The sequence below is a fragment of the Flavobacterium sp. genome (genome assembly GCF_023151265.1).
GTDB lineage: Bacteria > Bacteroidota > Bacteroidia > Flavobacteriales > Flavobacteriaceae > Flavobacterium.
In genome coordinates, this window is the sequence record NZ_JAKLJH010000002.1 from 1 (window position 1) to 24,334 (window position 24,334).

The 24,334-nt window shown below is 33.1% G+C and carries 24 protein-coding genes; 10 read left to right on the plus strand and 14 right to left on the minus strand.

The window, feature by feature from the left end; genetic code table 11:
• From L6Q46_RS00270 to radC, 4 genes are all read right to left on the minus strand, one after another.
• Nucleotides 1-391: superoxide dismutase (locus L6Q46_RS00270; protein ID WP_291282607.1), on the minus strand; the 391-nt coding region annotated here is incomplete at its 3' end.
• 241 nt (nt 392-632) lie between these two features.
• A complete protein-coding gene (locus L6Q46_RS00275) occupies nt 633-881 on the minus strand; it encodes a GxxExxY protein (RefSeq protein ID WP_363315803.1) in 249 nt (82 codons plus the stop codon).
• Entirely contained in the window at nt 862-1,038 is a 177-nt protein-coding gene (locus L6Q46_RS00280; RefSeq protein WP_291282608.1) for a GxxExxY protein, read from the minus strand. Before L6Q46_RS00280 ends, L6Q46_RS00275 begins: the two co-directional genes overlap by 20 nt.
• Nucleotides 1,039-1,076: 38 nt before the next feature.
• Nucleotides 1,077-1,760 carry a DNA repair protein RadC gene (gene radC / locus L6Q46_RS00285; RefSeq protein WP_153207758.1) on the minus strand — a complete coding sequence of 228 codons (684 nt, stop codon included), beginning with the start codon at nt 1,758-1,760 and terminating at the stop codon, nt 1,077-1,079.
• A 259-nt stretch (nt 1,761-2,019) separates the two neighbouring features.
• On the opposite strand from radC, the gene L6Q46_RS00290 reads away from it, so the two are divergent.
• Complete coding sequence (locus L6Q46_RS00290; protein WP_291282609.1) at nt 2,020-2,661, plus strand: DUF1287 domain-containing protein; 642 nt, start codon at nt 2,020-2,022, stop codon at nt 2,659-2,661.
• An 82-nt stretch (nt 2,662-2,743) separates the two neighbouring features.
• Here L6Q46_RS00290 and L6Q46_RS00295 read toward each other — a convergent pair whose 3' ends face one another.
• The 9 genes from L6Q46_RS00295 to hpt form a co-directional block, all read right to left on the minus strand.
• Nucleotides 2,744-3,445, minus strand: coding sequence for a hypothetical protein (locus tag L6Q46_RS00295; RefSeq protein ID WP_291282610.1), 702 nt, complete (start codon nt 3,443-3,445; stop codon nt 2,744-2,746).
• Between the two features lie 136 nt (nt 3,446-3,581).
• Nucleotides 3,582-4,937, minus strand: a complete 1,356-nt coding sequence (locus L6Q46_RS00300; protein ID WP_291282611.1) for a Mur ligase family protein — start codon at nt 4,935-4,937, stop codon at nt 3,582-3,584.
• Between the two features lie 86 nt (nt 4,938-5,023).
• A complete protein-coding gene (locus L6Q46_RS00305) occupies nt 5,024-5,710 on the minus strand; it encodes a hypothetical protein (protein ID WP_291282612.1) in 687 nt (228 codons plus the stop codon).
• A gap of 182 nt (nt 5,711-5,892) precedes the next feature.
• Nucleotides 5,893-8,040 carry a S46 family peptidase gene (locus tag L6Q46_RS00310; RefSeq protein ID WP_291282613.1) on the minus strand — a complete coding sequence of 716 codons (2,148 nt, stop codon included), beginning with the start codon at nt 8,038-8,040 and terminating at the stop codon, nt 5,893-5,895.
• 182 nt (nt 8,041-8,222) lie between these two features.
• Nucleotides 8,223-9,470, minus strand: coding sequence for a zinc-dependent metalloprotease (locus L6Q46_RS00315; RefSeq protein ID WP_291282614.1), 1,248 nt, complete (start codon nt 9,468-9,470; stop codon nt 8,223-8,225).
• Nucleotides 9,471-9,615: 145 nt separating this feature from the next.
• Nucleotides 9,616-10,626 carry a GTPase ObgE gene (obgE, locus tag L6Q46_RS00320; RefSeq protein ID WP_133609546.1) on the minus strand — a complete coding sequence of 337 codons (1,011 nt, stop codon included), beginning with the start codon at nt 10,624-10,626 and terminating at the stop codon, nt 9,616-9,618.
• A gap of 8 nt (nt 10,627-10,634) precedes the next feature.
• Nucleotides 10,635-11,909, minus strand: a complete 1,275-nt coding sequence (locus L6Q46_RS00325) for a hemolysin family protein (RefSeq protein ID WP_291282615.1) — start codon at nt 11,907-11,909, stop codon at nt 10,635-10,637.
• Nucleotides 11,910-12,028: 119 nt separating this feature from the next.
• A complete protein-coding gene (locus L6Q46_RS00330; RefSeq protein ID WP_026725666.1) occupies nt 12,029-12,601 on the minus strand; it encodes an adenylate kinase in 573 nt (190 codons plus the stop codon).
• 30 nt (nt 12,602-12,631) lie between these two features.
• A complete protein-coding gene (gene hpt, locus L6Q46_RS00335; RefSeq protein ID WP_291282616.1) occupies nt 12,632-13,162 on the minus strand; it encodes a hypoxanthine phosphoribosyltransferase in 531 nt (176 codons plus the stop codon).
• Between the two features lie 109 nt (nt 13,163-13,271).
• On the opposite strand from hpt, the gene L6Q46_RS00340 reads away from it, so the two are divergent.
• The 8 genes from L6Q46_RS00340 (at nt 13,272) to L6Q46_RS00375 (ending at nt 20,445) form a co-directional block, all read left to right on the plus strand.
• The gene (locus L6Q46_RS00340; RefSeq protein ID WP_291282617.1) at nt 13,272-13,808 is read left to right on the plus strand and encodes a hypothetical protein; all 537 of its coding nucleotides are present in this window, start codon (nt 13,272-13,274) and stop codon (nt 13,806-13,808) included.
• A gap of 70 nt (nt 13,809-13,878) precedes the next feature.
• A complete protein-coding gene (locus L6Q46_RS00345) occupies nt 13,879-15,036 on the plus strand; it encodes a 5-(carboxyamino)imidazole ribonucleotide synthase (protein WP_291282618.1) in 1,158 nt (385 codons plus the stop codon).
• A 73-nt stretch (nt 15,037-15,109) separates the two neighbouring features.
• On the plus strand, nt 15,110-15,592 hold the full coding sequence (purE, locus tag L6Q46_RS00350) for a 5-(carboxyamino)imidazole ribonucleotide mutase (RefSeq protein ID WP_008254544.1): 483 nt from the start codon (nt 15,110-15,112) through the stop codon (nt 15,590-15,592).
• 159 nt (nt 15,593-15,751) lie between these two features.
• Nucleotides 15,752-17,776 (plus strand): M3 family metallopeptidase, encoded by a 2,025-nt coding sequence (locus tag L6Q46_RS00355; protein ID WP_291282619.1) that lies wholly within the window; start codon nt 15,752-15,754, stop codon nt 17,774-17,776.
• Between the two features lie 111 nt (nt 17,777-17,887).
• On the plus strand, nt 17,888-18,391 hold the full coding sequence (locus L6Q46_RS00360; protein ID WP_291282620.1) for a MarR family transcriptional regulator: 504 nt from the start codon (nt 17,888-17,890) through the stop codon (nt 18,389-18,391).
• Between the two features lie 403 nt (nt 18,392-18,794).
• Nucleotides 18,795-19,706, plus strand: a complete 912-nt coding sequence (locus L6Q46_RS00365; protein WP_291282621.1) for a TIGR01777 family oxidoreductase — start codon at nt 18,795-18,797, stop codon at nt 19,704-19,706.
• A complete protein-coding gene (locus L6Q46_RS00370; RefSeq protein WP_291282622.1) occupies nt 19,703-20,047 on the plus strand; it encodes a hypothetical protein in 345 nt (114 codons plus the stop codon). Before L6Q46_RS00365 ends, L6Q46_RS00370 begins: the two co-directional genes overlap by 4 nt.
• An 11-nt stretch (nt 20,048-20,058) precedes the next feature.
• Entirely contained in the window at nt 20,059-20,445 is a 387-nt protein-coding gene (locus L6Q46_RS00375; protein WP_291282623.1) for a hypothetical protein, read from the plus strand.
• Nucleotides 20,446-20,447: 2 nt separating this feature from the next.
• Here L6Q46_RS00375 and L6Q46_RS00380 read toward each other — a convergent pair whose 3' ends face one another.
• The gene (locus L6Q46_RS00380) at nt 20,448-21,287 is read right to left on the minus strand and encodes a hypothetical protein (RefSeq protein ID WP_291282624.1); all 840 of its coding nucleotides are present in this window, start codon (nt 21,285-21,287) and stop codon (nt 20,448-20,450) included.
• Between the two features lie 150 nt (nt 21,288-21,437).
• Between L6Q46_RS00380 and gcvP the strand changes: the two genes are divergently transcribed.
• A complete protein-coding gene (gene gcvP, locus L6Q46_RS00385) occupies nt 21,438-24,281 on the plus strand; it encodes an aminomethyl-transferring glycine dehydrogenase (RefSeq protein WP_291282625.1) in 2,844 nt (947 codons plus the stop codon).
• Nucleotides 24,282-24,334: the final 53 nt, after the last annotated feature.

Genomic DNA, 24,334 nt, shown 5'->3' on the forward strand with positions numbered 1-24,334 from the left:
TTTCTTTCAATCCGTCTAAACTTCCGAAAGTTTCAATCACTGCTTTTTCTAATTCAGCCGACATTTTAGTGTTTTTTTCAGGTGTTAAAACTGACCAAAACAACTCGTGATTGTAATGTCCACCTCCATTATTACGAACTGCTGCTGGCATAGTAGAAATCTTTGCAAAAATCTCGTTTAAGCTTAATTTTTCATCTGCAGTTCCTGCTAAAGCTGTATTTAGATTTTTTACATAAGCTGCATGATGCTTGCTGTAATGAATTTCCATTGTTTGTGCATCTACAAATGGCTCTAAAGCATTATAAGCATAAGGTAAAGCTTTTTGTGTAAACTGCGCCGATGCTGTTAATGTTACTAAAAGTGTTGCAACTAAAAGTTTTATGTTCTTCATGATGTTTATATTTTTGATAAAATTACGGCTTATAGATTAGATAAAAAATTAAGAATTCTTAAAATTTCTATAATTATTGGGTTTAAACGCAAAGACGCTAAGTTTTTTCGCAAAGTTCGCAATGAAAATTTTATTAAAAACTATGTGCCTATGTGTTTAGTTTATTTTTGAAACACATAGACACATAAGTTTAGGATTGTGTATAAAAGTCGTTTCACTCTGCCATTAGAAAAACATAGCTTTATGGTAAATTTCTGTAGATTTCATTTACAAATGTTTTTTGCCCTTCTTTGAAAATATTTTTACAATTAAAATTGATCAAAATTCCTTTAGGAGCATTGAGTAAATTCATATAAGTTAAAATTTGAGATTCAAAAACTTTATGCATTTCTAGAGTAGATTTTAATTCTACAACAATATTATTTTCGATATACAAATCACATCTTAAACTAGCTTCTAACCGATTTCCTTTAATAAATAATAGGCACAATTTTCTCTGTGTGAAAATTTATTTTCCTCAATCGCAACTCTTCTTTCATGCATTCATGATAAACAGATTCTAACAAACCTGCTCCCAAATTTTTATGCACTTCAATTGCCGCTCCAATTATCTGAAACGACAAATCATCAATTCCCTTTTTTGTCATAATAAAAAAACTATGTGACTATGTGTTTAGAAAAAAAATCAAAAAATCCCTTCATCCTGAAAACTCAAATAGCCATTTTCGGTAATGATAAGATGATCTAAAACTTGAATTTCTAAGGTTTGTCCTGCTTCTTTGATACGTTTTGTGATTTTTAAATCGGCTTCACTAGCGATTAATTTTCCTGAGGGATGATTGTGGGAAAGAATTAAACCCGTTGCATTTTGTTCGAATGCCATTTTAAAAATAATTCGAATATCTACAACTGTTCCTGTGATTCCGCCTTTTGAGAGTTGGGCTTTGTAAATGACTTTATTGGAATTATTGAGATACAATACCCAAAATTCTTCGTGAGGCAATTCGCCAATGATGGGTTGCATGATATCAAAAACCGCTTTACTGGATGTGATTTTTTTGAGTTCGATTGCATCTTCAGCTCTTCGTCTTCTTCCTAATTCTAATGCAGCGGCGATGGAAATGGCTTTGGCTTCTCCAATTCCTTTGAATTGCATAAGTTGGGAAACCGACATTTTTCCTAAAGTGTTTAGATTGTTTTCGGAAGAAGCTAAAATGCGTTGGCACAATTGTACCGCGCTCTCATTTCGAGAACCGGAACCAATTAAAATAGCAAGCAATTCGGAATCAGATAAGGTAGACTTACCTTTTAGAAGAAATTTTTCACGAGGGCGATCGTCTTCGGCCCATTGGTTGATTGGCGTGTACATAAGATTTTTATTTTGGCGTTTATAAGAACAAAGCTAATTAAAAAATCTAAAAAATGAAAAAAATCTAAACTTTTACCACATAGAAACATAGGTTTGTTTTTTATTTAATAAGGCATTTTAGTTAGGTTACAGAGAAGCTAAATGAATCAATTTATTGACTATGAAATTCTTATTTTTCTATGTTTCTATGTGGTTTTAAAAAAACCTTCAAAATAAATGGCTTAAAAATTGCGTTTCAATCTACAACAAATAACAAACCATGAAACTATTTATTCCTCTACTTTTAATCTGTTTTTCTTTTGGATGTAAGAAATCTGAAACCATTGCTGAAAAAATAACAGAATCAAAACCAACAACTCAACTCATTGAGAACCCAACTAATTTCTATGAAAAATTATCCAATGCAGCGATTTCGATAATTGATCCTGAAGTGGTTTACACGCCGGCTTATGTTGGAATAAAATATCCAAATGGTGATGTTCCTGCAAAAACGGGCGTTTGTACAGATGTAGTCATTCGTGCGTATCGAAAATTAGGCATTGATTTGCAAAAAGAAGTACATGAAGACATGAAAGCCAACTTTTCTTTGTATCCGAATTTAGAAAAATGGGGTTTAAAAACTACCGATAAAAACATCGACCATAGAAGAGTTCCTAATTTAGAGGTTTTCTTTACCCGAAAAGGAGCAACTTTACCGATTACACAAAACCTAAAAGATTACAAAACAGGCGATTTAGTGACTTGGATGATTAACGATAAACTGCCTCATATTGGTATTGTAACGCACATAAAATCAAGCAATGGTAATCCTATGATTGTGCACAACGTAGGAAGCGGACAAGTTTTAGAAGATTGCTTGTTCAGTTGGAAAATTGTGGGGCATTTTAGGTATGGGAAATAGCCGAAAACTTGTCATTCCATAGGAATCTCATAATTTGAGCAACCAAAGAGACTCCTTCGAAGTGACAAAAGAGCGTTTAATGTTATTGTTTTAAAACTCTATTATTATGTCTATTTTGCTCTACCCACGATTTATTTAATTCTTCCAGATTCTTTAAATCATCTTTGAAAACCCATTCAGTTATTTGTTTTTTTATTTTTCTGTTGATATTAGATGAAAAAACGAGTTGCGAATTATTAGTTTTATAGTCTTCAATCGTTGGAAAAAAAACCTTTCCAATATCTCTATTTTCTTTTCTCGAAATAATATGAAAATGAGGCTCTCCATGTTCATTCCTTCCAACTCCACCAGTTTCACCACCTCTTAAGTCTAAATAAAAATTTGCAAAAAACAGATTACTCATGTTTTTAAATTCAAACAGAATAGACTTTGCGTTATTCTTTTTTATCTCTTCAAAGCTTTGTTGATTTATTTCTTTAGTACTTTCTTCTAAATAAAAATCTTCAATTATTAATTCATTAAAAGTATCCCAGCCTTTATCAATTAATATTTTTAGGTATATGTCACCTATATTAAATTCAATTCCTTTAGCTCTCTCTTTTACATGATTTAAATCAATTACTTTAAACAGTTCAAAAACAAAACCCTCAATTTCAGGATGATTTAAAATTATTATTTTAGATCCTAGCAAATTAAATTTTGAAGACTCTACTTTACCCTCCAAACATCTATTAACATCATCAATATAAAAATCTCTTATTTTTATTTTTATTTTTTGCTTCATAAATAATTTATATTTTAAAAATTATTCTTTATCAAACTCTATATTAAGAGATTAATTTACTTTTTTGAAGTCATTTTAAAACTACAACAATCATATTTATGTGATTTCTCCTTCGTCGAAATGACAAATTACACTTTTATTTTATCAACCCTTTCACCTCATCAAAATTCAATCCACCATAATTTCCTGAACTCATTAAGAGTAAAGCGGAATTTTCTAAATTTTGGCTGAATAAAAAGTCTTTGAATTCGACTGGATTGGTATAAATAATCAAATCTTCTCTTTGGAAGGATTGTGCGATTTGGTCGTACGTTACTTCTTCCAAACGTTTGATTTTTACTGCGTCTGGTGAATAGAAAACAACTGCTACATCGGCTGCATCTAAAGCGCCTTGGTATTCTTTTAAAAACTCGGCATTTAAACTGCTGTACGTATGCAATTCTAAACAAGCGACTACTTTTCTATCTGGATATTGTGCTTTTACGGCTTTTGTGGTAGCTGAAACTTTACTTGGCGAATGTGCAAAATCTTTATACGCAACTTTGTTCGCACTTTCGGCAATTTTTTCTAATCGTTTGGATGCACCTTTGAAACTGGCAATAGCTTCGTAAAATTCAGCTTCGTCTACGCCCATGCATTGGCAAATCCATTTGGCGCCGGCTAAGTTGCTAAGATTATGCGCCCCGAAAACTTCAATTGGCATTGAACCTTCTGGCGTATCTAATAAAGTCGTTCCATTTTCTACAGAGTAACTTGGCGTTTGGTAGGCAATTTTTCGGATTGGATTTTCGGTTCCTTCAGCTACTGCTTTTACAGCTTCGTCTTCTTCGTTGTAAACTAAAATTCCACCACGCGTGATTTGGTTAGCGAAAATTCTAAATTGTTCTACATAATTATCAAACGTTGGAAACACATTGATATGATCCCAAGCAATTCCAGACAATAATGCAATATTCGGTTGGTACAAATGGAATTTTGGTCGCAAATCGATTGGAGAAGTTAAATATTCATCACCTTCCAACACGATAAAATCATTATTTTCGGTTAAATGTACCATCGTATCAAAACCTTCCAATTGAGCTCCCACCATATAATCCACTTCGATATTGTGATAATGCATTACGTGTAAAATCATCGAAGTTATCGTCGTTTTACCGTGCGATCCACCAATAACTACTCGGGTTTTATTTTTCGATTGTTCGTATAAAAATTCGGGATACGAATATATTTTCAACCCTAATTCTTGCGCCTTCAACAATTCTGGATTATCCGCTTTGGCGTGCATTCCTAATATAATCGCTTCAATATCCGTTGTGATTTTTTCGGGAAACCAACCTTCTTCTGCTGGCAACAACCCTTTTTTCTCCAAACGAGATTTTGAAGGTTCAAAAATAGCGTCATCGCTACCCGTTACATGATATCCTTTGTTGTGTAAAGCTAATGCTAAATTGTGCATGGCTGCTCCGCCGATGGCTATGAAATGTGTTCTCATTTTTATAGTTTATGAGTTAAAAAGTTTATGAGTTTAAGAGTTTTGAGACATTGCCCTTTAAACTATTGAACCTATAACCATTTAACCTATTTTTCAAATTGTTCTTTTAACTTACTCGCTTTTGCTTTATCTTTCAGCTTGTTCAAATATAAGTCATATAATTTTTCAAAAGTGGTTTTTGAATTACCAATTTCGTGTGCTTTTTTATAATTAATTTCTGCTTTCGCATAACGACTGAAATACACATCGATATAACCTTTTGCTAAATAACCATCGACTTTTGAAAGTGCCATTAATTCATCGGCATATTTTTGGGCTTTTTTTTCGCTTCCACCAATCATTGCGGGTAATTCGATGTATAACATTACTAATGCCCAACGAGTTTCTATATGTTTACTATCTAATTTCGCAGCGGTTAAAAATGATTCTTCTACTTCGCCAATCATTCCTAAAGCCTTGAATTTATTAGACTCTTTGGCTTTCATTCCAAGTGCTCCACCGTATTTATACCAATAATTTGCAACTTTTGGATAACTAACTTTTAGTTTCTTATAGTTAGTAATTGCCTCATCCCATTTTTTCTGATAACCAGCAATATCGCCAAGATATTCAATTGTTTTGGTGTGATTCGGTTGTGATTTTAAGAACTCTGAAAATAGCTTTTCTGCTTCGTTGTATTTTTTTTGAACATACAATTTTTCGGCCTTTTCAAACGTTGATTGAGAAAAGACTGAAAACGAAAGCAATAGAAAAAAGATTTGGATAATTTTCATATGTTTATATCATATTTTTACAGGTAACATATGGTATCGCCCTTTTATTAATGGTGTTTGCTTATGCAAACTTTTTTTAGTAGCGATTTCATTTTTCAAAAATAGTGAAATGATTTTGGATAATTTGCATAAAAAAACGACTTGATTTCTCAAGTCGTTTTTCATTATACTGTATTTGAAAATTACTTCACAATTGTCATTTCATCTACAATGTGTTTAGCTCCTGAGAAATTCTCAATTACCCATAACACGTAACGAATATCAACGTTGATTGTTCTTTGTAATTTTTTGTCAAAGATTACGTCACCAGCCATAGCTTCGATGTTTCCGTCGAATGCTAAACCGATTAATTCTCCTTTTCCGTTTAATACTGGCGAACCTGAATTTCCACCTGTGATATCATTATCTGTTAAGAAGTTTACGTGTAAAGAACCATCTTTATCTGCATAACGACCAAAATCTTTAGCAGCGTTCATTTCTAATACTCTTGTAGGTAAATCAAATTCTAAATCACCTTTTTTGTATTTTTTAACTTGACCAGCCAATGTTGTGTAGTTGTTAATTGTAGCATCATTACGTTTGTCAGCTGGTAAAGAACGAACTTTTCCATACGTTAAACGTAAAGTTGAATTTGCATCTGGATATTTGATTTCTCCAATTTTAGATTCTCTTAAACCTTCAACTAATAAACGGAAAGAAGCACCAAAATCATTTTGAGATTTGATTAATTCTTCACTTCTAAAGCTGTAATGAGTTAATAAGTCATTCGTTAAAACGTAAAGTGGATCGTTTTTAAGTAACTCTTCAGATGGTAAATCTAAGAAAGCTTTTACTCTATCAACAGAAGTAAAAATACTTAAATCGAATGCTGCGTTTACATATTTAGTAAAATCACCATTGTTTTCTGCAGCTAATTTCTCAACCATTGGAGCTAATTTATATCCTGCTTTTTTAGCATATAAATTCAATTGAGCTGCTAAAATATCTTTTTCAGCTGGAATATGTAATTCACTATGCATTCCTTGAGCCATCTCTAAAATAGCTGGAGCCATTTCTGCTCTCTTAGTAGCATCTGCTTTAGCATAGTTCTCTAACTGTCTTCCTAAACCTCTACTTACTGTTCCAAAAGCAGAAGTTCTAAATAATTGCATCATATAGTTATCATGACGCGATTTTTCGTTCGTTAAAGCATAAAATTTATTGATTGTAGGAACTACATTTCCATATTTTGCTTTATTTTCTGGCTTATTAGCCCATTTGTGGAATTTAGCTTCTTGAGCCGCTTTCGTTTTAGCAGTACCAAATTTTGATAACGCATCGATCATTCCTTGACGGTTTTTCCAGTAGTTAGCAACTCCTGCAAATTTAGAAGCATAAATAAGGTTTAAAGCATCAGACTGAACCATGTATTTTTTCATGTTGTCCATTCCGGTTTTAGAACCTTCAACCCAAGCTGGATAAGCAAATTTTACGTTTTGCTCAATACCACCTGCTGGCATCCAACGGTTAGTTCTACCTGGATAACCTAAAATCATTGCGAAGTCATTTTCTTTAACTCCACCAATGTTTACTGGTAAATAATGTTTTGGTTTTAAAGGAACGTTGTTTGTAGAGTATTCAGCTGGATTACCGTTTGCATCAGCATACACTCTAAACATAGAGAAATCTGCTGTATGACGTGGCCATTCCCAGTTGTCTGTATCACCACCAAATTTTCCTAAACTTTCTGGTGGAGTTCCTACTAAACGAACGTCTTTGTAATCTTGGTAAACGAAATAGTAATATTCATTTCCTTGGAAAAATGGACGAACAGAAACTGTATATTTTCCTCCTTCGTTGTTTTCTTTTTCAATTTTAGCGATTTCAGCATTGATAGCTTTTTCTCTATCTGCTTCGCTCATACTTGGATTAACTACAGATAAAATTCTTTTTGTACAATCATCCATACGAACAAAGAAACGCACATATAAACTTGATGGTTTTAATTCATCAGCTCTGTTTTTTGCCCAATATCCATTTTTTAAATAGTTTTTTTCTGCTGAAGATAATTCTGCAATGGCATCGTATCCACAGTGGTGATTGGTTAAAACTAATCCGTCTTTTGAAATCATTTCAGCTGTACATCCACCGTTAAATTGTACAATTGCATCTTTTAAACTGTGATTGTTGATACTGTAGATTTCTTCGGCTGTTAATTGCAAGCCCATTTTTTGCATGTCGCGGTGATTTAAACGCTCTATGAACATTAAAAACCACATTCCTTCATCCGCTTTTACCGAAGCTGGCACAAGCATTATTGCAGAAACGACAAATAATAATAATTTTTTCATAATAAATCTGTGTTCTTTTGATTTGTGTGGCGAATATACTTAAAAATACGATTTCGTTAAAATTATCATTTCAAAATCAAGTTAGATTAAAGCAATTTTAACTTTTTATTACAATAACTGCATTAAAAACAAAAAAGCACCTTCAAATAGAAGATGCTTTTTCTTACTTTTATTAAACTCGTTTATTGAACAAGTACTTTTTTTGTTGTGATAAAGTCATCCGATTTAATTGTTACAAAATAAACTCCAGCTGCAGTAGCGCTTAAATTCATTTCTTGACTCAGACTACTATTTCCTGAATATTTATTTTCAAAAACAATTCTTCCTGAATGATCAAAAATCTGAATAGAATAATCGTTTACAATTTCTGAAAACTGAATGTTAAAAGAACCTTTGTTAGGATTTGGATAAATTACGAAACTATTTTTATCAAAATCTCCATTAGACAACAAAGTATCCTGATTAAAAGAAGAAGCAATTACATTTAAATGAGCTTGCATACGAGTAGCCTGACCTTGTGTCAACATATACATACAAGAATCATTGGTATAATCCATGTAATTCATAGTCAATTCTCTTGGCGTACCAGAACAAGTAGACAAATGTGAAATAGCAGGACAACCACCATTTGAAGTATTATGTTGTGGAGTATCTGCAACACCATCATTACCACAAGTAGCATCTCCCCAAATATGGTTCAAATTCAAATAATGCCCTAATTCATGCGTTAAAGTTCTTCCTAAATTATAAGGCGCTCCAGGAACAAAACCTGTACATCCAGCTCCTGATCCAAAGGCTGAACTATTAATAAATACTGCAGCTCCATCCGCTGGCGACGACCCTAAATAAGCGTATCCTAGCGTTCCTCCAGATAAATTTTTAACAACAAGGTTTAAATATCCTGCCCAATCTGGATCCCAATCTCCATCAGGACCACCACCAAACGCCTGTCTAAAGGTAACCGCTAAAGCTCCGTTAGCCAAACCAGTACTAGCTGGATGATTTCCATTTGCAATTTCAAAACTAACATCTAAAGCACCAGTATTAACTCCTGGAAAAAAAGCTCCTGTACTACTTGTCCAAATAGATAAATCTGAATTTGTAGCATTGAAATCAGCGTTTAAAATATCGACCTGATTTTGAGCCAAATTTCTCAAACATTGTTTTTCAGATTCTGTTAAAGTTGCACTAGCAGAAGGAAAATGAACAGCAACTGGTATTCTCAGGGTTACTCTTCTATGGGTTCCATTTGGAATTTCATTTGAAAGACGCTCGAATTCTGTCTCAAATAATCTTTTGTGACTATCGTAAATAGCTTTCATCCTAGGATTATTTGAAAGCTCTTCCATTTTCTCTGTTGCAGCACAACTTCTCTCTTGAGAGAAACCAATTTGAGCAACCAATAAAACTAATAGTAATTTGATTTTCATTTTATTAAATTTGGGTTAACTGTGCGAATATAATCTTTATCAACAAAAAAACAACAATAAATTAAAATTTTGTTAAAAAAAGTTAAACAGCAAATCCAAATCACCTAAACCAATAGTAATCAACAATATGAATATCCAAATATTTTTATTTTTCTTCTACATTCAACATTTGCCACAGTTTGTCTTTCAACTCTTGTAAACCTTGTTGAGCTACAGAAGAAATGAACATATAAGGTGTTCCTTTAAATTCTTTGTCCAATTGTTTTTTTAATTCTGCTTTTAATTCATCGTCTAACATATCGCATTTTGAAATCACAATCAAACGATCTTTGTCAAGCATTTCTGGATTATAACGACGTAATTCGTCTAACAGAATTTCGTATTCTTTCTTAATATCATCAGCATCAGCAGGAACTAAAAATAACAAAGTTGAATTACGCTCAATATGACGCAAGAAATAATGACCTAAACCTTTCCCTTCTGCTGCACCTTCAATAATTCCAGGAATATCAGCCATTACAAACGATTGAAAATCTCTGTACGCTACAATTCCTAAATTAGGTTTTAAAGTCGTAAACGGATAATCCGCAATTTTTGGCTTAGCTGAAGTTAAAACAGAAAGTAACGTTGATTTTCCTGCATTTGGGAAACCTACCAAACCTACATCTGCTAATACTTTTAATTCTAAAGTAACGTCAACTTCTTTTACAGGCATACCAGGCTGAGCATAACGAGGTGTTTGGTTGGTTGAACTTCTAAAATGCCAGTTTCCTAATCCTCCTTTTCCTCCTTCTGCTAAAATTCGAACCTCATCGTGTTCTGTAATTTCGAACAAAACATCACCCGTTTCTTGATCTTTTACAACCGTTCCTAATGGTACTTCAATGTATTTATCTTCTCCATCATGACCTGTACTTCTTGAACTTCCTCCATCGCCACCATGACCAGCACGCATGTGTTTCAAAAATTTCAAGTGGAATAAAGTCCAAAGATTTTTATTCCCTTTAATATATACGTGTCCACCGCGACCACCATCTCCACCATCGGGCCCACCTTTTTCAATAAATTTTTCTCTGTGTAAATGCGACGACCCTTTTCCTCCCTTTCCGGAAGAAACATATATTTTTACGTAGTCTACAAAATTTCCTTCTGTCATCTTTTCTTTTATTCTTTTAAATTGGTAATTAAAACTTTATCAATTTTAACACCGTCCATATCGATAACTTCGAACTCTAGTTTGTTCCAAATTAACTTTTGTCCTTGTTTTGGGATTACTCCTAATTCTGTTATGATTAATCCACTTACTGTTGTTACTTCGTAATCTCCTATTAACTCATCCATATCGAAATAAGTTAAGAAATCGTGCAGCGAATAATGTCCATCAACTAACCATGAACCGTCTTCTCTTGCTACAATTTTAAATTCGTCTTCATAGAAATCAGCCGCATCTCCTACTAACGCTTCTAAAATATCATTCAATGTAATTATTCCTTGAAAAACTCCATGTTCATCAGTAACCAAAGCATAATGCACTTTTGAAATTTTAAAATTTTCTAATGCTTTATATGCTGATGTATGTTCAATGAAATAAACCGGTTCTCTGGTAATTGCTTTTAAATCGAAATTGCCTTTTTCGAAATTAGAAAACAAATCTTTCAACAAAACAATCCCTTCTACATCGTCTAAATTATCCGCACATACCGGATAAACCGAATGCAATTCATCTAAAACTTTTGCTTTAATTTCTTCAATTGAATCTTCGTAAGACAAATACACAATTGAATTTCGGTGCGTCATTAACGAATTGACTTTTCTATCGCCAATATGAAAAACACGTTCTACAATATCTTGCTCAATTTCTTGAACTTCACCAACTTCAGTTCCTTCTTTAATAATGGCTTTGATTTCTTCTTCCGTAACTTTTCCGTCAGCTGTTGGTTTTATTTGAAGCAACTTCAATAAAAATTCAGTTGAAGTAGTTAACATCCATATAAAAGGCATCGTTACCGTGGAAACTAACTTCATTGGAACAGCGACTGCTTTTGCAATTCCTTCAGGATAATTCAATCCGATTCTTTTTGGCAACAATTCTCCTAAAACTAAAGAGAAAAACGTTAATACCACAACCACAATTCCAACGGCAATAGATTCCGAATACGGTTTTAATGCTTCAAAAGTGGCTACAAAATTTTGAACATCTGTAGTGATTTTATCTCCTGAATAAATACCTGTTAAAATCCCAATTAAAGTGATTCCGATTTGAACGGTTGATAAAAATTCGTTTGGCGAATTGGCTAGATCTAATGCTACTTTCGCATTTTTATTCCCTTTTTTAGCTGCAGTTTCTAGTCGATTCTTTCTAGCCGAAATCAATGCGATTTCCGACATTGAGAAAACACCGTTTAAAAGAATCAAAAAGAGAATGATTAAAATTTCCATAGTTAAAATTATAAAAAAAGAGCTAAAATCCCAAATTACGGAAATAGCTCCTTTTCTGTGTGCAAATATCGAAAAAAAAAATGAAAGCCCGAAATTTATATCAAAGCCTTATTTTTCAATTAAAATGTATCTAAAACCAAACTTAATCTTTCAGTTACTTCTTCAATAGATCCAATACCATCGACTGCGTAAAATTTGTGTTGCGCTTTATAATAATCCATTAATGGCGCGGTTTTTTCGTTGTATTCTTGGTAACGATTTCTGATTTTTTCTTCGTCTTGATCGTCTGGTCTTCCTGAAGTTTTTCCTCTTTCTAGCAAACGTTGCACTAAGATTTCATCATTCGCTTCTAAAGCTACTGTTGCAGTAATTTCTTGATTTTTACCTTCTAAGAACTTATCCAAAGCTTCTGCTTGCGCAATTGTTCTTGGAAAACCATCAAATAAAAAACCTGCTGCTTGTGGATTTTTATCCACTTCGCTTTGCAACATTTTAATCGTTACTTCATCTGGAACCAAATCACCTTTATCCATAAAAGTTTTAGCTAATCTTCCTAATTCCGTGTCGTTTTTAATATTGAATCTAAAAATATCACCAGTAGATAAATGTACTAAATTGTATTTATGCTTTAAAAAATCGGCTTGCGTTCCTTTCCCTGCTCCTGGCTTACCAAATAATACGATATTGATCATTGTTTTGTTATGTTAAGTTGTAATAGTTAGTTATTCTGATAATTGATATATGTCTTTTAAATTTCTTCCTAAACCATCGTAGTCTAAACCATATCCTACTATAAATTTATTTGGAATTCGAATGCCCACATAATCTAATTTGATGTCTTTTGTATAGGCTTCCGGTTTTAAGAATAAAGTAGCAATTTTGAAATGTTTCACATTGTGTTGCTTCATAATTGCTTTTAACTCTTCAATCGTATTTCCAGTATCTACAATATCTTCCACAATAATTACAGAACGACCTTCTAAACTTTGGTTCAAACCAATCAGTTCTTTTACTTCATTTGTAGTTTGCATTCCTTCATACGAAGCCATTTTTACAAACGAAACTTCGCAATTGTGACTGTATTTTTTTAATAAATCAGCCACGACCATAAAAGCGCCATTCAAAACTCCAATAAAAACAGGAACATCATCACAAAAATCGTCTTCAATTTGTTTGACCATGTTTTCTATGGCGAAGTTAATTTCCTCTCCCGAGATAAAAACTTCAAATTTCTTATCGTGTAGTTGTATCACTTTTTGTTAGATTTAGAAATAAACAACAAATTTAAGAAAGTCAAATGAATAGCTACAAAGTATTTCAACTTTTTTGCAAATTTGATATATTTACCGAATGAAAAGCCAAATGTATCAGAAAATCGAAGAAAGTACTTGTCATGTAGCTAGTCGAAAAATGGTAAGCAATTTTGCCATGAAAGATGAAAAAAATCTTAGTGAAATGATTGAATTAGCTTTTGACATCCATCATGAATTACATGTAAAAGCATTTTGGAGTTTGGATTTGGTTTGTGAAAAGAAATTAAAACAATTTATTCCTTATATTGAAGATTTCTGTACCATTCTTCCAAAAATAAAAGATGATTCTGCATTGCGACCAGCAACTAAAATAGCATTCTTTTTAGCGAAAAGCAATCACAGAAAAAACGGCATTTCTCTCACACAAGAACAAGAACACAATTTAATCGAAGCCTCAATTGATCGATTGATTCAAGACGAAAAAGTTGCCGCAAAAGTGTATGCGATGAAAGCACTTTTTGTATTAGGAAAGAAATACGATTGGGTTCACGATGAATTAAAAACCATTATTTCTCAAGATTATTCGAATCACAGTGCAGCTTACCAAGCGGCAACTCGAAATCTTTTGAAAAAACTCAACAAGTAACAAATTGTTAATTATCAATTGTTAATTATCAATTGTCTGAGTATCTTTGCGCAAACAACAACACAACAAAATGAATTATTTTTCTTCTGATTTTAAATTGGGAATTTTAGGAGGAGGTCAATTAGGAAAAATGCTTTTGACTGAAACTCGAAAATTCGATATTCAAACTTTAGTTTTAGAACCAAGCGAAGAAGCTCCCGCACGATACAGTTGCAACGGATTTTACAAAGGCAGTTTAATGGATTTTGACACCGTTTACCAATTTGGCAAGATGGTCAATTTGTTAACTATCGAAATTGAAAATGTAAACCTAGATGCTTTAGACAAATTGGAAGAAGAAGGATTACCGATTTATCCTTCGCCAAAAACCTTGCGTTTGATTCAAAACAAAGGAAAACAAAAAGATTATTACGTTTCAAACGATATTCCCACTTCGCCACACCAACGTTTTGTTGACTTAAACGATTTAAGAAACGCTTTAGCGAAAGACGAATTAGAATTTCCATTCGTTTGGAAATGCGCTCAGTTTGGTTACGATGGCAATGGCGTTAAAATTTGTCGCTCCTCATTAGATTTGGTAAAACTTCCTGATGTAGAATGTATTGCAGAAGAAATGGTTCCGTTTAAAAATGAATTGGCGGTAATTGTAGCACGTTCTGTTTCTGGAGAAGTGAAAACCTATCCAGTAGTAGAAATGGAATTTCATCCTGAAGCGAATCAAGTGGAATATGTAATTTGTCCCGCTCGAATTGATGAAAAAGTAGCACAAAAAGCTACAGAAGTTGCTTTAAAAGTTTCAGAAGCTTTTAATCACGTTGGATTATTGGCGGTTGAAATGTTTCAAACAGCAGACGATGAAATTTTGGTAAACGAAGTTGCTCCTCGCCCACACAATTCTGGACATTATTCGATTGAAGCGAGTTATACTTCGCAATTTGAAAACCATTTACGTGCGATTTTAAACTTACCTTTAGGAAACACCGATAGCAAAGTTGCCGGAATTATGGTAAATTTGGTTGGTGAAGAAGGTTATTCTGGACAAGTAGTTTACGAAAACATAGAAAAAATCATGGCAATCGACGGCGTAACGCCACACATTTACGGAAAAAGAGAAACCCGACCTTTCCGAAAAATGGGACACGTTACAATTGTAAATGAAGATATGACAGAAGCAAGAAGAATTGCTGAGGAAGTGAAGAATTCTATAAGAGTAATCAGTGTTCAGTAACAGTAATAAGTCTTAGTTGGTAGTTTTGAAAACTAAATTAACTTGAAACCTTAAACTTGAAACAAAAAAATAAATGAGCAAAGTAGCAATAATAATGGGAAGCATTTCGGATATGCCAGTAATGCAAGAAGCCATCGACATATTAAAAGGATTTGATATCGAAACCGAAGTAGACATTGTTTCGGCACACCGTACACCTGAAAAATTATTTGATTTTAGTAAAAATGCACATGAAAGAGGAATTTCAGTAATTATCGCTGGTGCTGGTGGCGCAGCGCACTTACCTGGAATGGTTGCTTCTATGTCGCCACTTCCTGTAATTGGTGTTCCAGTGAAATCAAGCAATTCTATTGATGGATGGGATTCGGTTTTATCAATTTTACAAATGCCTGGTGGAGTTCCTGTGGCAACTGTTGCTTTAAACGGAGCAAAAAACGCTGGAATCTTAGCCGCACAAATTATCGGAAGTTCTGATAAATGCGTTTTAGATAAAATAATCGCTTACAAAGAAGGATTGAAACAAGCTGTTTTAAAAGCTTCGGAAGGATTGAAATAAAAATAGAAAATCCCGAGTTATTGCTAATTCGGGATTTCTACTCACAATTAAGTGACAACTATAAAAAAATTCTACTCTCTCTCTGTTTGGGGCAAAAAGGATGTTCCTACATCATTTCATCGACAAAATTATACACTTTATCGATAAAAACAAATTTTTATGACACTTTTTTTAAAAAAATTTACAACAAAGTACAATACAGCACCCTTTAGTAAGATTAATCTTTCAGATTATAAAGAAGCATTCGGAAAAACTATCGAACTCGCTCGTACTGAAATCGATAGCATTGTAAATAATTCAGAAACACCTACTTTTTCGAATACAATTGAAGCTTTGGATTATTCTGGCGAACAATTGGATAGATTGTCCAATATTTTCTTCAATTTAAATTCGGCTGAAACTTCCGATGAAATGCAAAAAATCGCGCAAGAAGTTTCTCCATTAATTACAGCATTCAGTAATGATATTGCTATGAATGAAGAGTTGTTCAAACGAGTTAAAGCCGTTTATGATCAAAAGGATACTTTGACATTAACTACTGAACAAGTCACTTTATTAGATAAAAAATTCAAAGGTTTTTCTAGAAATGGAGCTTTATTGAATGAAGATGACAAATTAAAATTACGCGAAATTGATACCGAATTAGCCAAAATAAAACTGACTTTCGGTGAAAATGTTTTGGCTGAAACCAATAACTATCAATTACATATTACCAACGAAGCTGATTTAAAAGGTTTACCTGATGGCACAAAAGAAATGGCGGCGAGTTTGGCCAAATCGAAAAATTTAGAAGGTTGGATTTTTACATTAGATTTTCCAAGTTATTTGCCTTTTGTAACGTATGTCGAAAATCGTGAATTGCGTAAAGAAATTGCAATTGCTGCTGGAAAAAAATCGTTTCAAGATAATGAATTCGATAATAAAGAAAATGTAAAACGCATTGTCGAATTACGACATAAACGTGCTAATTTATTGGGTTATCAATCGCATTCGCATTTTGTTTTGGAAGAACGAATGGCGCAAAATCCAGAAAAAGTACAATCGTTTTTGAATGATTTATTGGAAAAAGCTAAACCAGCGGCTCAAAAAGAATTTGCTGAATTAACCGATTTTGCCAAAGAATTAGACGGAATTGATCAATTAGAAAAATGGGATGGCGCATATTATTCGGAAAAATTAAAACAAAAATTATTCAGTTTGGATGATGAGTTATTGAAACCGTATTTCAAATTAGAAAATGTATTGAACGGCGCTTTCACGATTGCTAAAAAGTTATTCGGAATCACGTTCAAAGAAGTTTTTGACATTGACAAATACCACGAAGAAGTTCAAACTTTTGAAGTATTAGATTTCGAAGGAAAATTAGTTGCAGTTTTCTATTCTGATTTCTTTCCAAGAAAAGGAAAACGAAATGGCGCTTGGATGACATCTTTCAAACCACAATATATAAAGGACGGAATCAACGAACGACCACATGTTTCTATTGTTTGTAATTTTACACCACCAACTGAAACAAAACCATCGTTATTGACTTTTAATGAAGTCACGACATTGTTTCACGAATTTGGGCACGCGTTACACGGCATGTTAGCCAATACAACTTATCCAAGTTTATCAGGAACTTCGGTATACTGGGATTTTGTGGAATTACCAAGTCAAGTCATGGAAAACTGGTGTTACGAACCCGAAGCTTTGGCACTGTTTGCGAAACATTACGAAACAGATGAAATTATTCCGCAACAATATGTAGAAAAAATTAAAGAAAGTGCGAGTTTCTTGGAAGGAATGGCGACTTTAAGACAATTGAGTTTCGGAATTTTAGACATGACCTATCACGGAAAATCGCAAACTATTGACGATGTAAAAGCTTTTGAAAAACAAGCTATGGAAGGCACAAGTCTATATCCAGATGTTGCAGAAAATTGCATGAGTACTTCGTTTTCGCATATTTTTCAAGGCGGTTATTCTTCAGGATATTACAGCTACAAATGGGCTGAAGTTTTAGATGCCGATGCATTTGCGTATTTCCAAGAAAAAGGGATTTTCAACAAAGAAGTCGCAACCAAATTCAAAGACAACGTACTTTCAAAAGGCGGCACCGAATTACCAATGGAATTGTATAAAAAATTCAGAGGCCAGGAACCGAAAGTAGAGGCACTTTTGAAAAGGGCTGGATTGATTTAGATAATTAGAATTTTAGATATTTAGAAACCGAAACTAATCACTTCGGTTTCTTTTTAAAATAAGCTTTCATTTTTTTTTGAAACTTTAAAAACTTTATTGTACATTTGTCTCATGGAATTCAAAGAAGCAAAAAATAAATTCGTACAAACTTGGGGAGCATTAGGTTCTCAATGGGGCATTAACAAAACCATGGCACAGATTCATGCGTTGTTAATGGTTTCTCACGAACCGGTTTCTATGGAAGACATTATGGAAGAATTGCAAATTTCGCGCGGTAATGCTTCTATGAATTTAAGAGCGTTGATGGATTGGGGTATCGTTTACAAAGAATACAAAGCAGGCGAACGACGTGAATTTTTCACCGCTGAAAAAGATTTAGATGAATTAGCTGTAAAAATTTCAAGAGAAAGAAGCAAACGCGAAATCAAACCCGCTTTGAAAGTTTTAAAAGAAGTTTCGACCATTAAATCTGATGGCACCGAAGCAGAAAGACATTTTGTAGATCAAACCACAAAATTGTACGAATTCGTCTTAAAAGCAGATAACGTTTTGGATAAAATCACAGAATATAAAGACAATTGGTTAGCAAAATTGGTTGTTAAAATAATGAAATAGCAATAAAAAAATTTAATCTAAACTTTCAATTATTTCTGAAAGTTTAAAATAATAGATAATATGAAAGTAATTAATAAAATTAATAAAGCGCTATTAATAATAACGATAATATTAGACTTTACAATCCTATTTGGGTTATATGCCCAAATTTTACTTGGCTTCACACAATTATGCATAGCGTTATATATTTCTTTCAATTATAAAAAACTTGAGAAAAAACTTAAATATCAAGTTATAAATTATTGGATTTATGTCATAATGTATTTTTCTTTTTTCACTTACATATTATTAGAAGAGAAAAATGTAATGGACAATTACATAATAATGATTACAACTATTATAATTATACCGATGACAATAGCAATATATTTTACAATCATGTTAAATAAAATAGTAAATCAAAATGAAAAATAAACTAATCGTAGCAGCCGGAACAGGATTTTTAGGAAACGTTTTAATCCAACATTTCAAAAATAAATTTGAGGAGATTATAGTACTTACTCGAGGAAAATCTGAAACTAAGAACCGAATCAAATATATAAATTGGGATGCAAAATCTTTTTCAGGTTGGGAAAAGGAACTAGAAAATGCAGATGTTGTCATAAACTTAGCCGGGAAATCCGTTGATTGTAGATATACCGAAAAAAATAAAGCTGAAATTTTAGACTCTAGAATAGATAGCACCAAAATTTTAAACGAAGCCATTTTACAATATGAGAATCCACCAAAACATTTTATAAACTCATCAACTGCAACTATTTATCGTCATTCAGAAGATAAAGAAATGGATGAATATTCAGGTGAAATTGGTAATGATTTCTCTATGAATGTTGCCAAATCTTGGGAAGAAACATTTTATGAAGTTGAAACACCAAAAACTTTGAAAACAGCAATCAGAACATCTATTGTTTTAGGCAAAAACGGAGGCGCTTTTGTTCCATTAAAGAAATTAACCCAACTTGGATTAGGTGGAAAAAACGGCGACGGAAAACAATTCATAAGCTGGGTTCACGAAAAAGATTTCGCAAGAGCTGTCGAATTTATAATCGAAAAGGAACTTTCAGGAAGTATAAATGTAGTTTCTCCAAAACCAATTCGTAATGAAGAGTTCATGAAAAAACTTCAAAAAGCTATTGGAATTCCATTTGGATTACCTATTCCAAAAACATTGTTGGAATTTGGAGCAAAAATCATCAAAACTGAAACTGAATTAGTTTTAAAAAGTAGAAATGTTATCCCAAAAAGATTAACTGAAAACGGATTTGAATTTGAATTTGGCGATTTAGAAAAAACGTTTAAAAGTCTATTATCATGAACCTCAACATCATCGCCTATCTAATCTATTTCAGTATTACAGGTATCATCATTGTGAAAGTTGGGAAAATCTGTTATCAGAACGGAAACATTTTCGTTTCACAATTAATTCCTAATCATGAAGACTTGTGTCATAAAATAAATCAAGTGCTTTTAGTGGGTTATTATTTACTGAATATTGGGTATTGTGCCATGACGCTAATTTCTTGGGAAAAGATTGAAAATATTACTCAATTGATAGAAGTAATTACCTCAAAATCAGCTTTCATTATTATTGCGATTGCTGTGATGCATTACATCAATATTATTTTATTAACGAATTACATCAAAAAATTAATTTAAACACTCGTATTATGGAAACTTCAAAAATTTTAATCGGTTATGCTATTTATCTTCCGATTGCTTTATTTTTAACTTACTATGTTTCAAAAACACTTTTTAGAAATAGCAAAATTTATATGTTAGACATTTTTAAAGGTCGTGAAGAAATTGCCAACGCTACCAATAAATTATTCGAAACAGGATTTTATTTATTGAATTTAGGATTCGCTTTAATGATTTTAGAAATGAATATGTATGATGATACTTATCAAATTCTAATAGAAAAACTGAGTTATAAAATCGGCGGATTTTCAATTTATTTGGGGATTATGCTGTTCTTAAACTTATATTTCTTTTTTAGAGGAAAACGAAAAGCAAGTCAAGCACAAGTAGAACAACGAATTGTTATTAATGGGTAACTTCACAATCCTGACAGGTTTTTGAAACCTGTCAGGATTAACACCAACCACCACAAAATCGGAACACTTTCTAACCAAAACGAAGCATAATATCGGGAACGATTTTCATTGGCAAAAAAGAGAAAAACAGCAATCGTTCCACAAACCAAAAGTTTAAAAAAAAGTGTTAAAAAGTGATGATTATTGGTATAGAAAAATTCTAAAAACAGCAATAAAAACAATAATACATAACCAAGCCTTTTGGTCGGCTCCACCCCTATTTTCTGCGGAACGGTTTGTAAATGAATATCATCGTGCTTTACATCTACAATATCAAACACTAAAACAATTGAGAACACTAATAAAAATCGCTGCACTGCCATCAAAAGCACATCAATTGAAAACGAAATTCCAGCTTCTACCAAAGGTAAAATCACGGTTACGCCTACCCAAGTAATTCCAACAATATAGATTTTCACACCTTTCCAATTTCGGGCGTTTTGTTTGTTTGGGAAAAAAGGTAAAGTGTATAAAAGTGTTAGTCCAAAAAAAGCAAAAGCACTTAATTTTGTAATCCAACTCAATTGCAAGAAAAAGTAAAAACAAGCCAACAACGAAATAAAACTCAAAAAAACGATAGCTTTGAGTTCTTTTTTGATTTCGGTTTTGTTTAACCTTGCTATGGCATCGTACTTAAAGAAATTATAACCAACTACTTTCCCAAAAAAAGCAAATAAAGCTACCGAAAAATCATCCTTAACATCAAAGAAATATTGCGTCATCAACACTAGAGCAAAAGCAGATAATGCAACGTGCAAACTGCTATTGATATAAAAATCGAGAATTTTCTTTACAACCACCATTCAACAAAATTAATCAATCTGTTAATAAGACTTGAAATTAGTTGATAAAATCACAAAATTTCACATTTTAAAAACAAAAAATTACAAGATTAATAATTACTTTTGTTGTCCAAAACAACACATAATAACACACATACACATTTTTAATAAATGAGAACAGATGCATTCGCTTTGAGACATTTAGGGCCACGTGAAAGTGACTTAAATCACATGTTTAAAACGGTTGGTGTAGAATCTTTAGACCAATTAATTTTCGAAACTATTCCAGATGATATTCGTTTAAAAAACGACTTAAATTTAGACGCTCCTATGACTGAGTATGAGTATTTAACTCACATTCAAGAATTAGGAAAGAAAAATAAAGTATTCAAATCGTATATCGGTTTAGGATATCACCCAGCAATCGTTCCGGCGGTTATTCAAAGAAATATTTTTGAAAACCCAGGATGGTATACAGCTTACACACCTTATCAAGCAGAAATTGCTCAAGGTCGTTTAGAAGCAATTTTGAATTTCCAAACTACGGTTATCGAATTAACTGGAATGGAAATCGCAAATGCATCTTTACTTGACGAAGGAACTGCTGCTGCAGAAGCAATGGCATTACTTTTTGACGTAAGAACTCGCGATCAAAAGAAAAACAACGTGAAGAAATTCTTCGTTTCAGAAGAAATTTTACCACAAACATTATCAGTTTTACAAACACGTTCTACTCCACTAAACATTGAATTAGTTGTTGGAAATCACGAAACGTTTGATTTTTCAACAGAATTTTTTGGAGCTATTTTACAATATCCTGGAAAATATGGTCAAGTATATGACTACGCTGGTTTTATCGCAAAAGCAGCAGAAAACGAAATTAAAGTAGCAGTTGCTGCTGATATTTTATCGTTAGCAAAATTAACTTCTCCAGGAGAAATGGGAGCTGCAGTTGTGGTTGGTACTACGCAACGTTTTGGTATTCCAATGGGTTACGGTGGACCACACGCTGGATATTTCGCTACGAAAGAAGAATACAAACGTTCGATGCCAGGAAGAATCATCGGTGTTTCTATCGATGCAAACGGAAACCGTGCGTTACGTATGGCATTGGGAACTCGCGAGCAACACATCAAACGTGAAAAAGCAACTTCAAACATTTGTACTGCTCAAGTTTTATTGGCGGTTATGGCTGGAATGTATGCGGTATATCACGGACCAAAAGGTTTACAATATATTGCTAACAAAGTTCATGCTTCTGCGGTTACAACTGCTGATGCTTTAAATAAATTAGGAGTTTACCAAACAAATAGTGCATTCTTCGATACGATTTTAGTTAAAGCTGATGCGAATAAAGTAAAAACGATTGCTGAAAAACACGAAGTAAATTTCTTCTATCCAGATGCTGAAACGATTTCGATTTCATTCAACGAAACGACTTCTGTAAATGACATTAATCAAATCATTGCAATTTTCGCAGAAGCAACTGGAAAAGAAAAAATTACAGTTAATCAATTAGCTAACGAAGTAATGGTTCCTGAAAACTTAGTGAGAAAATCAACTTTCTTACAACATGAGGTTTTCAACAACCATCACTCAGAATCGCAATTGATGCGTTACATCAAAAAATTAGAGCGTAAAGATTTATCGTTGAATCATTCCATGATTTCATTAGGTTCATGTACGATGAAATTAAATGCTGCTGCTGAAATGTTGCCGTTATCGATGGCAAATTGGAACAGCATTCACCCTTTTGCTCCAGTTGAACAAGCGGAAGGTTACCAAATCATGCTGAAAAAATTAGAGCAACAATTGAATGTAGTAACCGGTTTCCAAGGAACAACGTTACAACCAAATTCAGGTGCTCAAGGGGAATACGCTGGTTTAATGGCTATTCGTGCTTATCACCAATCAAGAGGAGATAACCACAGAAATGTGTGTTTGATTCCAGCTTCTGCTCACGGAACAAATCCAGCTTCTGCAGCTATGGCAGGAATGGAAATCATCGTAACTAAAACAATGGATAATGGTAATATCGATGTAGAAGATTTAAGAGCAAAAGCAATTCTTCATAAAGACAATTTATCTTGTTTAATGGTTACTTATCCATCAACTCACGGAGTTTTTGAAAGTGCTATTATTGAAATTACAAATATCATCCACGAAAATGGCGGATTAGTTTATATGGATGGCGCGAATATGAATGCACAAGTTGGATTAACCAATCCAGCTACAATTGGTGCTGATGTTTGTCACTTGAACTTACACAAAACCTTCGCTATTCCTCACGGTGGTGGTGGACCTGGTGTTGGACCAATTTGTGTAAATGAGAAATTAGTTCCATTCTTACCAACAAATCCAGTTATTCCAACAGGAGGAAGTCAAGCAATCACAGCTATTTCGTCTGCGCCTTATGGTTCGGCTTTAGTTTGTTTAATTTCTTATGGTTATATTACAATGCTTGGAGCAGAAGGTTTAACCAATGCTACTAAATATGCTATCTTAAATGCAAATTACATGAAAGCACGTTTAGACGAACATTATCCGGTTTTATATTCTGGAGAAATGGGAAGAGCAGCACACGAAATGATTTTAGATTGTAGAGCTTTCGAAGAAAAAGGAATCAAAGTAACGGATATTGCAAAACGTTTAATGGATTATGGTTTCCACGCGCCAACGGTTTCTTTCCCAGTAGCTGGTACCTTAATGATTGAACCAACTGAATCAGAAGATTTAGCAGAATTAGATCGTTTTTGTGATGCGATGATTTCAATTCGTAAAGAAATTGAAGCTTCTTCAAAAGAGGATGATAATAATATTTTAAGAAATGCGCCTCACACTTTAGCAATGGTTACAGCTAACGAATGGGTTTTCCCTTATACAAGAGAACAAGCTGCATTTGCTTTAGATTATATTGCTGAGAATAAATTCTGGCCAACGGTTCGTCGTGTTGATGAAGCGTATGGCGATAGAAATTTAGTTTGTTCTTGTGCTCCGATTGAGGCTTACATGTAATTCAAATTACGAAGTACAAAGTTGAAAATACAAAGTATATAAAAGGTTTCAAA

What these genes read in the sequence shown, in the direction of transcription:
- L6Q46_RS00345 (WP_291282618.1), top strand. Translation starts at nt 13,879, where the DNA reads ATGAATTATTTTTCTTCTGATTTTAAATTGGGAATTTTAGGAGGAGGT.
- L6Q46_RS00370 (WP_291282622.1), top strand. Translation starts at nt 19,703, where the DNA reads ATGAACCTCAACATCATCGCCTATCTAATCTATTTCAGTATTACAGGT.
- L6Q46_RS00340 (WP_291282617.1), top strand. Translation starts at nt 13,272, where the DNA reads ATGTATCAGAAAATCGAAGAAAGTACTTGTCATGTAGCTAGTCGAAAA.
- L6Q46_RS00325 (WP_291282615.1), bottom strand. Translation starts at nt 11,909, where the DNA reads ATGGAAATTTTAATCATTCTCTTTTTGATTCTTTTAAACGGTGTTTTC.
- L6Q46_RS00360 (WP_291282620.1), top strand. Translation starts at nt 17,888, where the DNA reads ATGGAATTCAAAGAAGCAAAAAATAAATTCGTACAAACTTGGGGAGCA.
- L6Q46_RS00355 (WP_291282619.1), top strand. Translation starts at nt 15,752, where the DNA reads ATGACACTTTTTTTAAAAAAATTTACAACAAAGTACAATACAGCACCC.
- L6Q46_RS00380 (WP_291282624.1), bottom strand. Translation starts at nt 21,287, where the DNA reads ATGGTGGTTGTAAAGAAAATTCTCGATTTTTATATCAATAGCAGTTTG.
- gcvP (WP_291282625.1), top strand. Translation starts at nt 21,438, where the DNA reads ATGAGAACAGATGCATTCGCTTTGAGACATTTAGGGCCACGTGAAAGT.
- L6Q46_RS00330 (WP_026725666.1), bottom strand. Translation starts at nt 12,601, where the DNA reads ATGATCAATATCGTATTATTTGGTAAGCCAGGAGCAGGGAAAGGAACG.
- L6Q46_RS00280 (WP_291282608.1), bottom strand. Translation starts at nt 1,038, where the DNA reads ATGACAAAAAAGGGAATTGATGATTTGTCGTTTCAGATAATTGGAGCG.
- obgE (WP_133609546.1), bottom strand. Translation starts at nt 10,626, where the DNA reads ATGACAGAAGGAAATTTTGTAGACTACGTAAAAATATATGTTTCTTCC.
- L6Q46_RS00295 (WP_291282610.1), bottom strand. Translation starts at nt 3,445, where the DNA reads ATGAAGCAAAAAATAAAAATAAAAATAAGAGATTTTTATATTGATGAT.
- L6Q46_RS00365 (WP_291282621.1), top strand. Translation starts at nt 18,795, where the DNA reads ATGAAAAATAAACTAATCGTAGCAGCCGGAACAGGATTTTTAGGAAAC.
- purE (WP_008254544.1), top strand. Translation starts at nt 15,110, where the DNA reads ATGAGCAAAGTAGCAATAATAATGGGAAGCATTTCGGATATGCCAGTA.
- L6Q46_RS00300 (WP_291282611.1), bottom strand. Translation starts at nt 4,937, where the DNA reads ATGAGAACACATTTCATAGCCATCGGCGGAGCAGCCATGCACAATTTA.
- L6Q46_RS00315 (WP_291282614.1), bottom strand. Translation starts at nt 9,470, where the DNA reads ATGAAAATCAAATTACTATTAGTTTTATTGGTTGCTCAAATTGGTTTC.
- radC (WP_153207758.1), bottom strand. Translation starts at nt 1,760, where the DNA reads ATGTACACGCCAATCAACCAATGGGCCGAAGACGATCGCCCTCGTGAA.
- L6Q46_RS00375 (WP_291282623.1), top strand. Translation starts at nt 20,059, where the DNA reads ATGGAAACTTCAAAAATTTTAATCGGTTATGCTATTTATCTTCCGATT.
- L6Q46_RS00290 (WP_291282609.1), top strand. Translation starts at nt 2,020, where the DNA reads ATGAAACTATTTATTCCTCTACTTTTAATCTGTTTTTCTTTTGGATGT.
- L6Q46_RS00305 (WP_291282612.1), bottom strand. Translation starts at nt 5,710, where the DNA reads ATGAAAATTATCCAAATCTTTTTTCTATTGCTTTCGTTTTCAGTCTTT.
- L6Q46_RS00310 (WP_291282613.1), bottom strand. Translation starts at nt 8,040, where the DNA reads ATGAAAAAATTATTATTATTTGTCGTTTCTGCAATAATGCTTGTGCCA.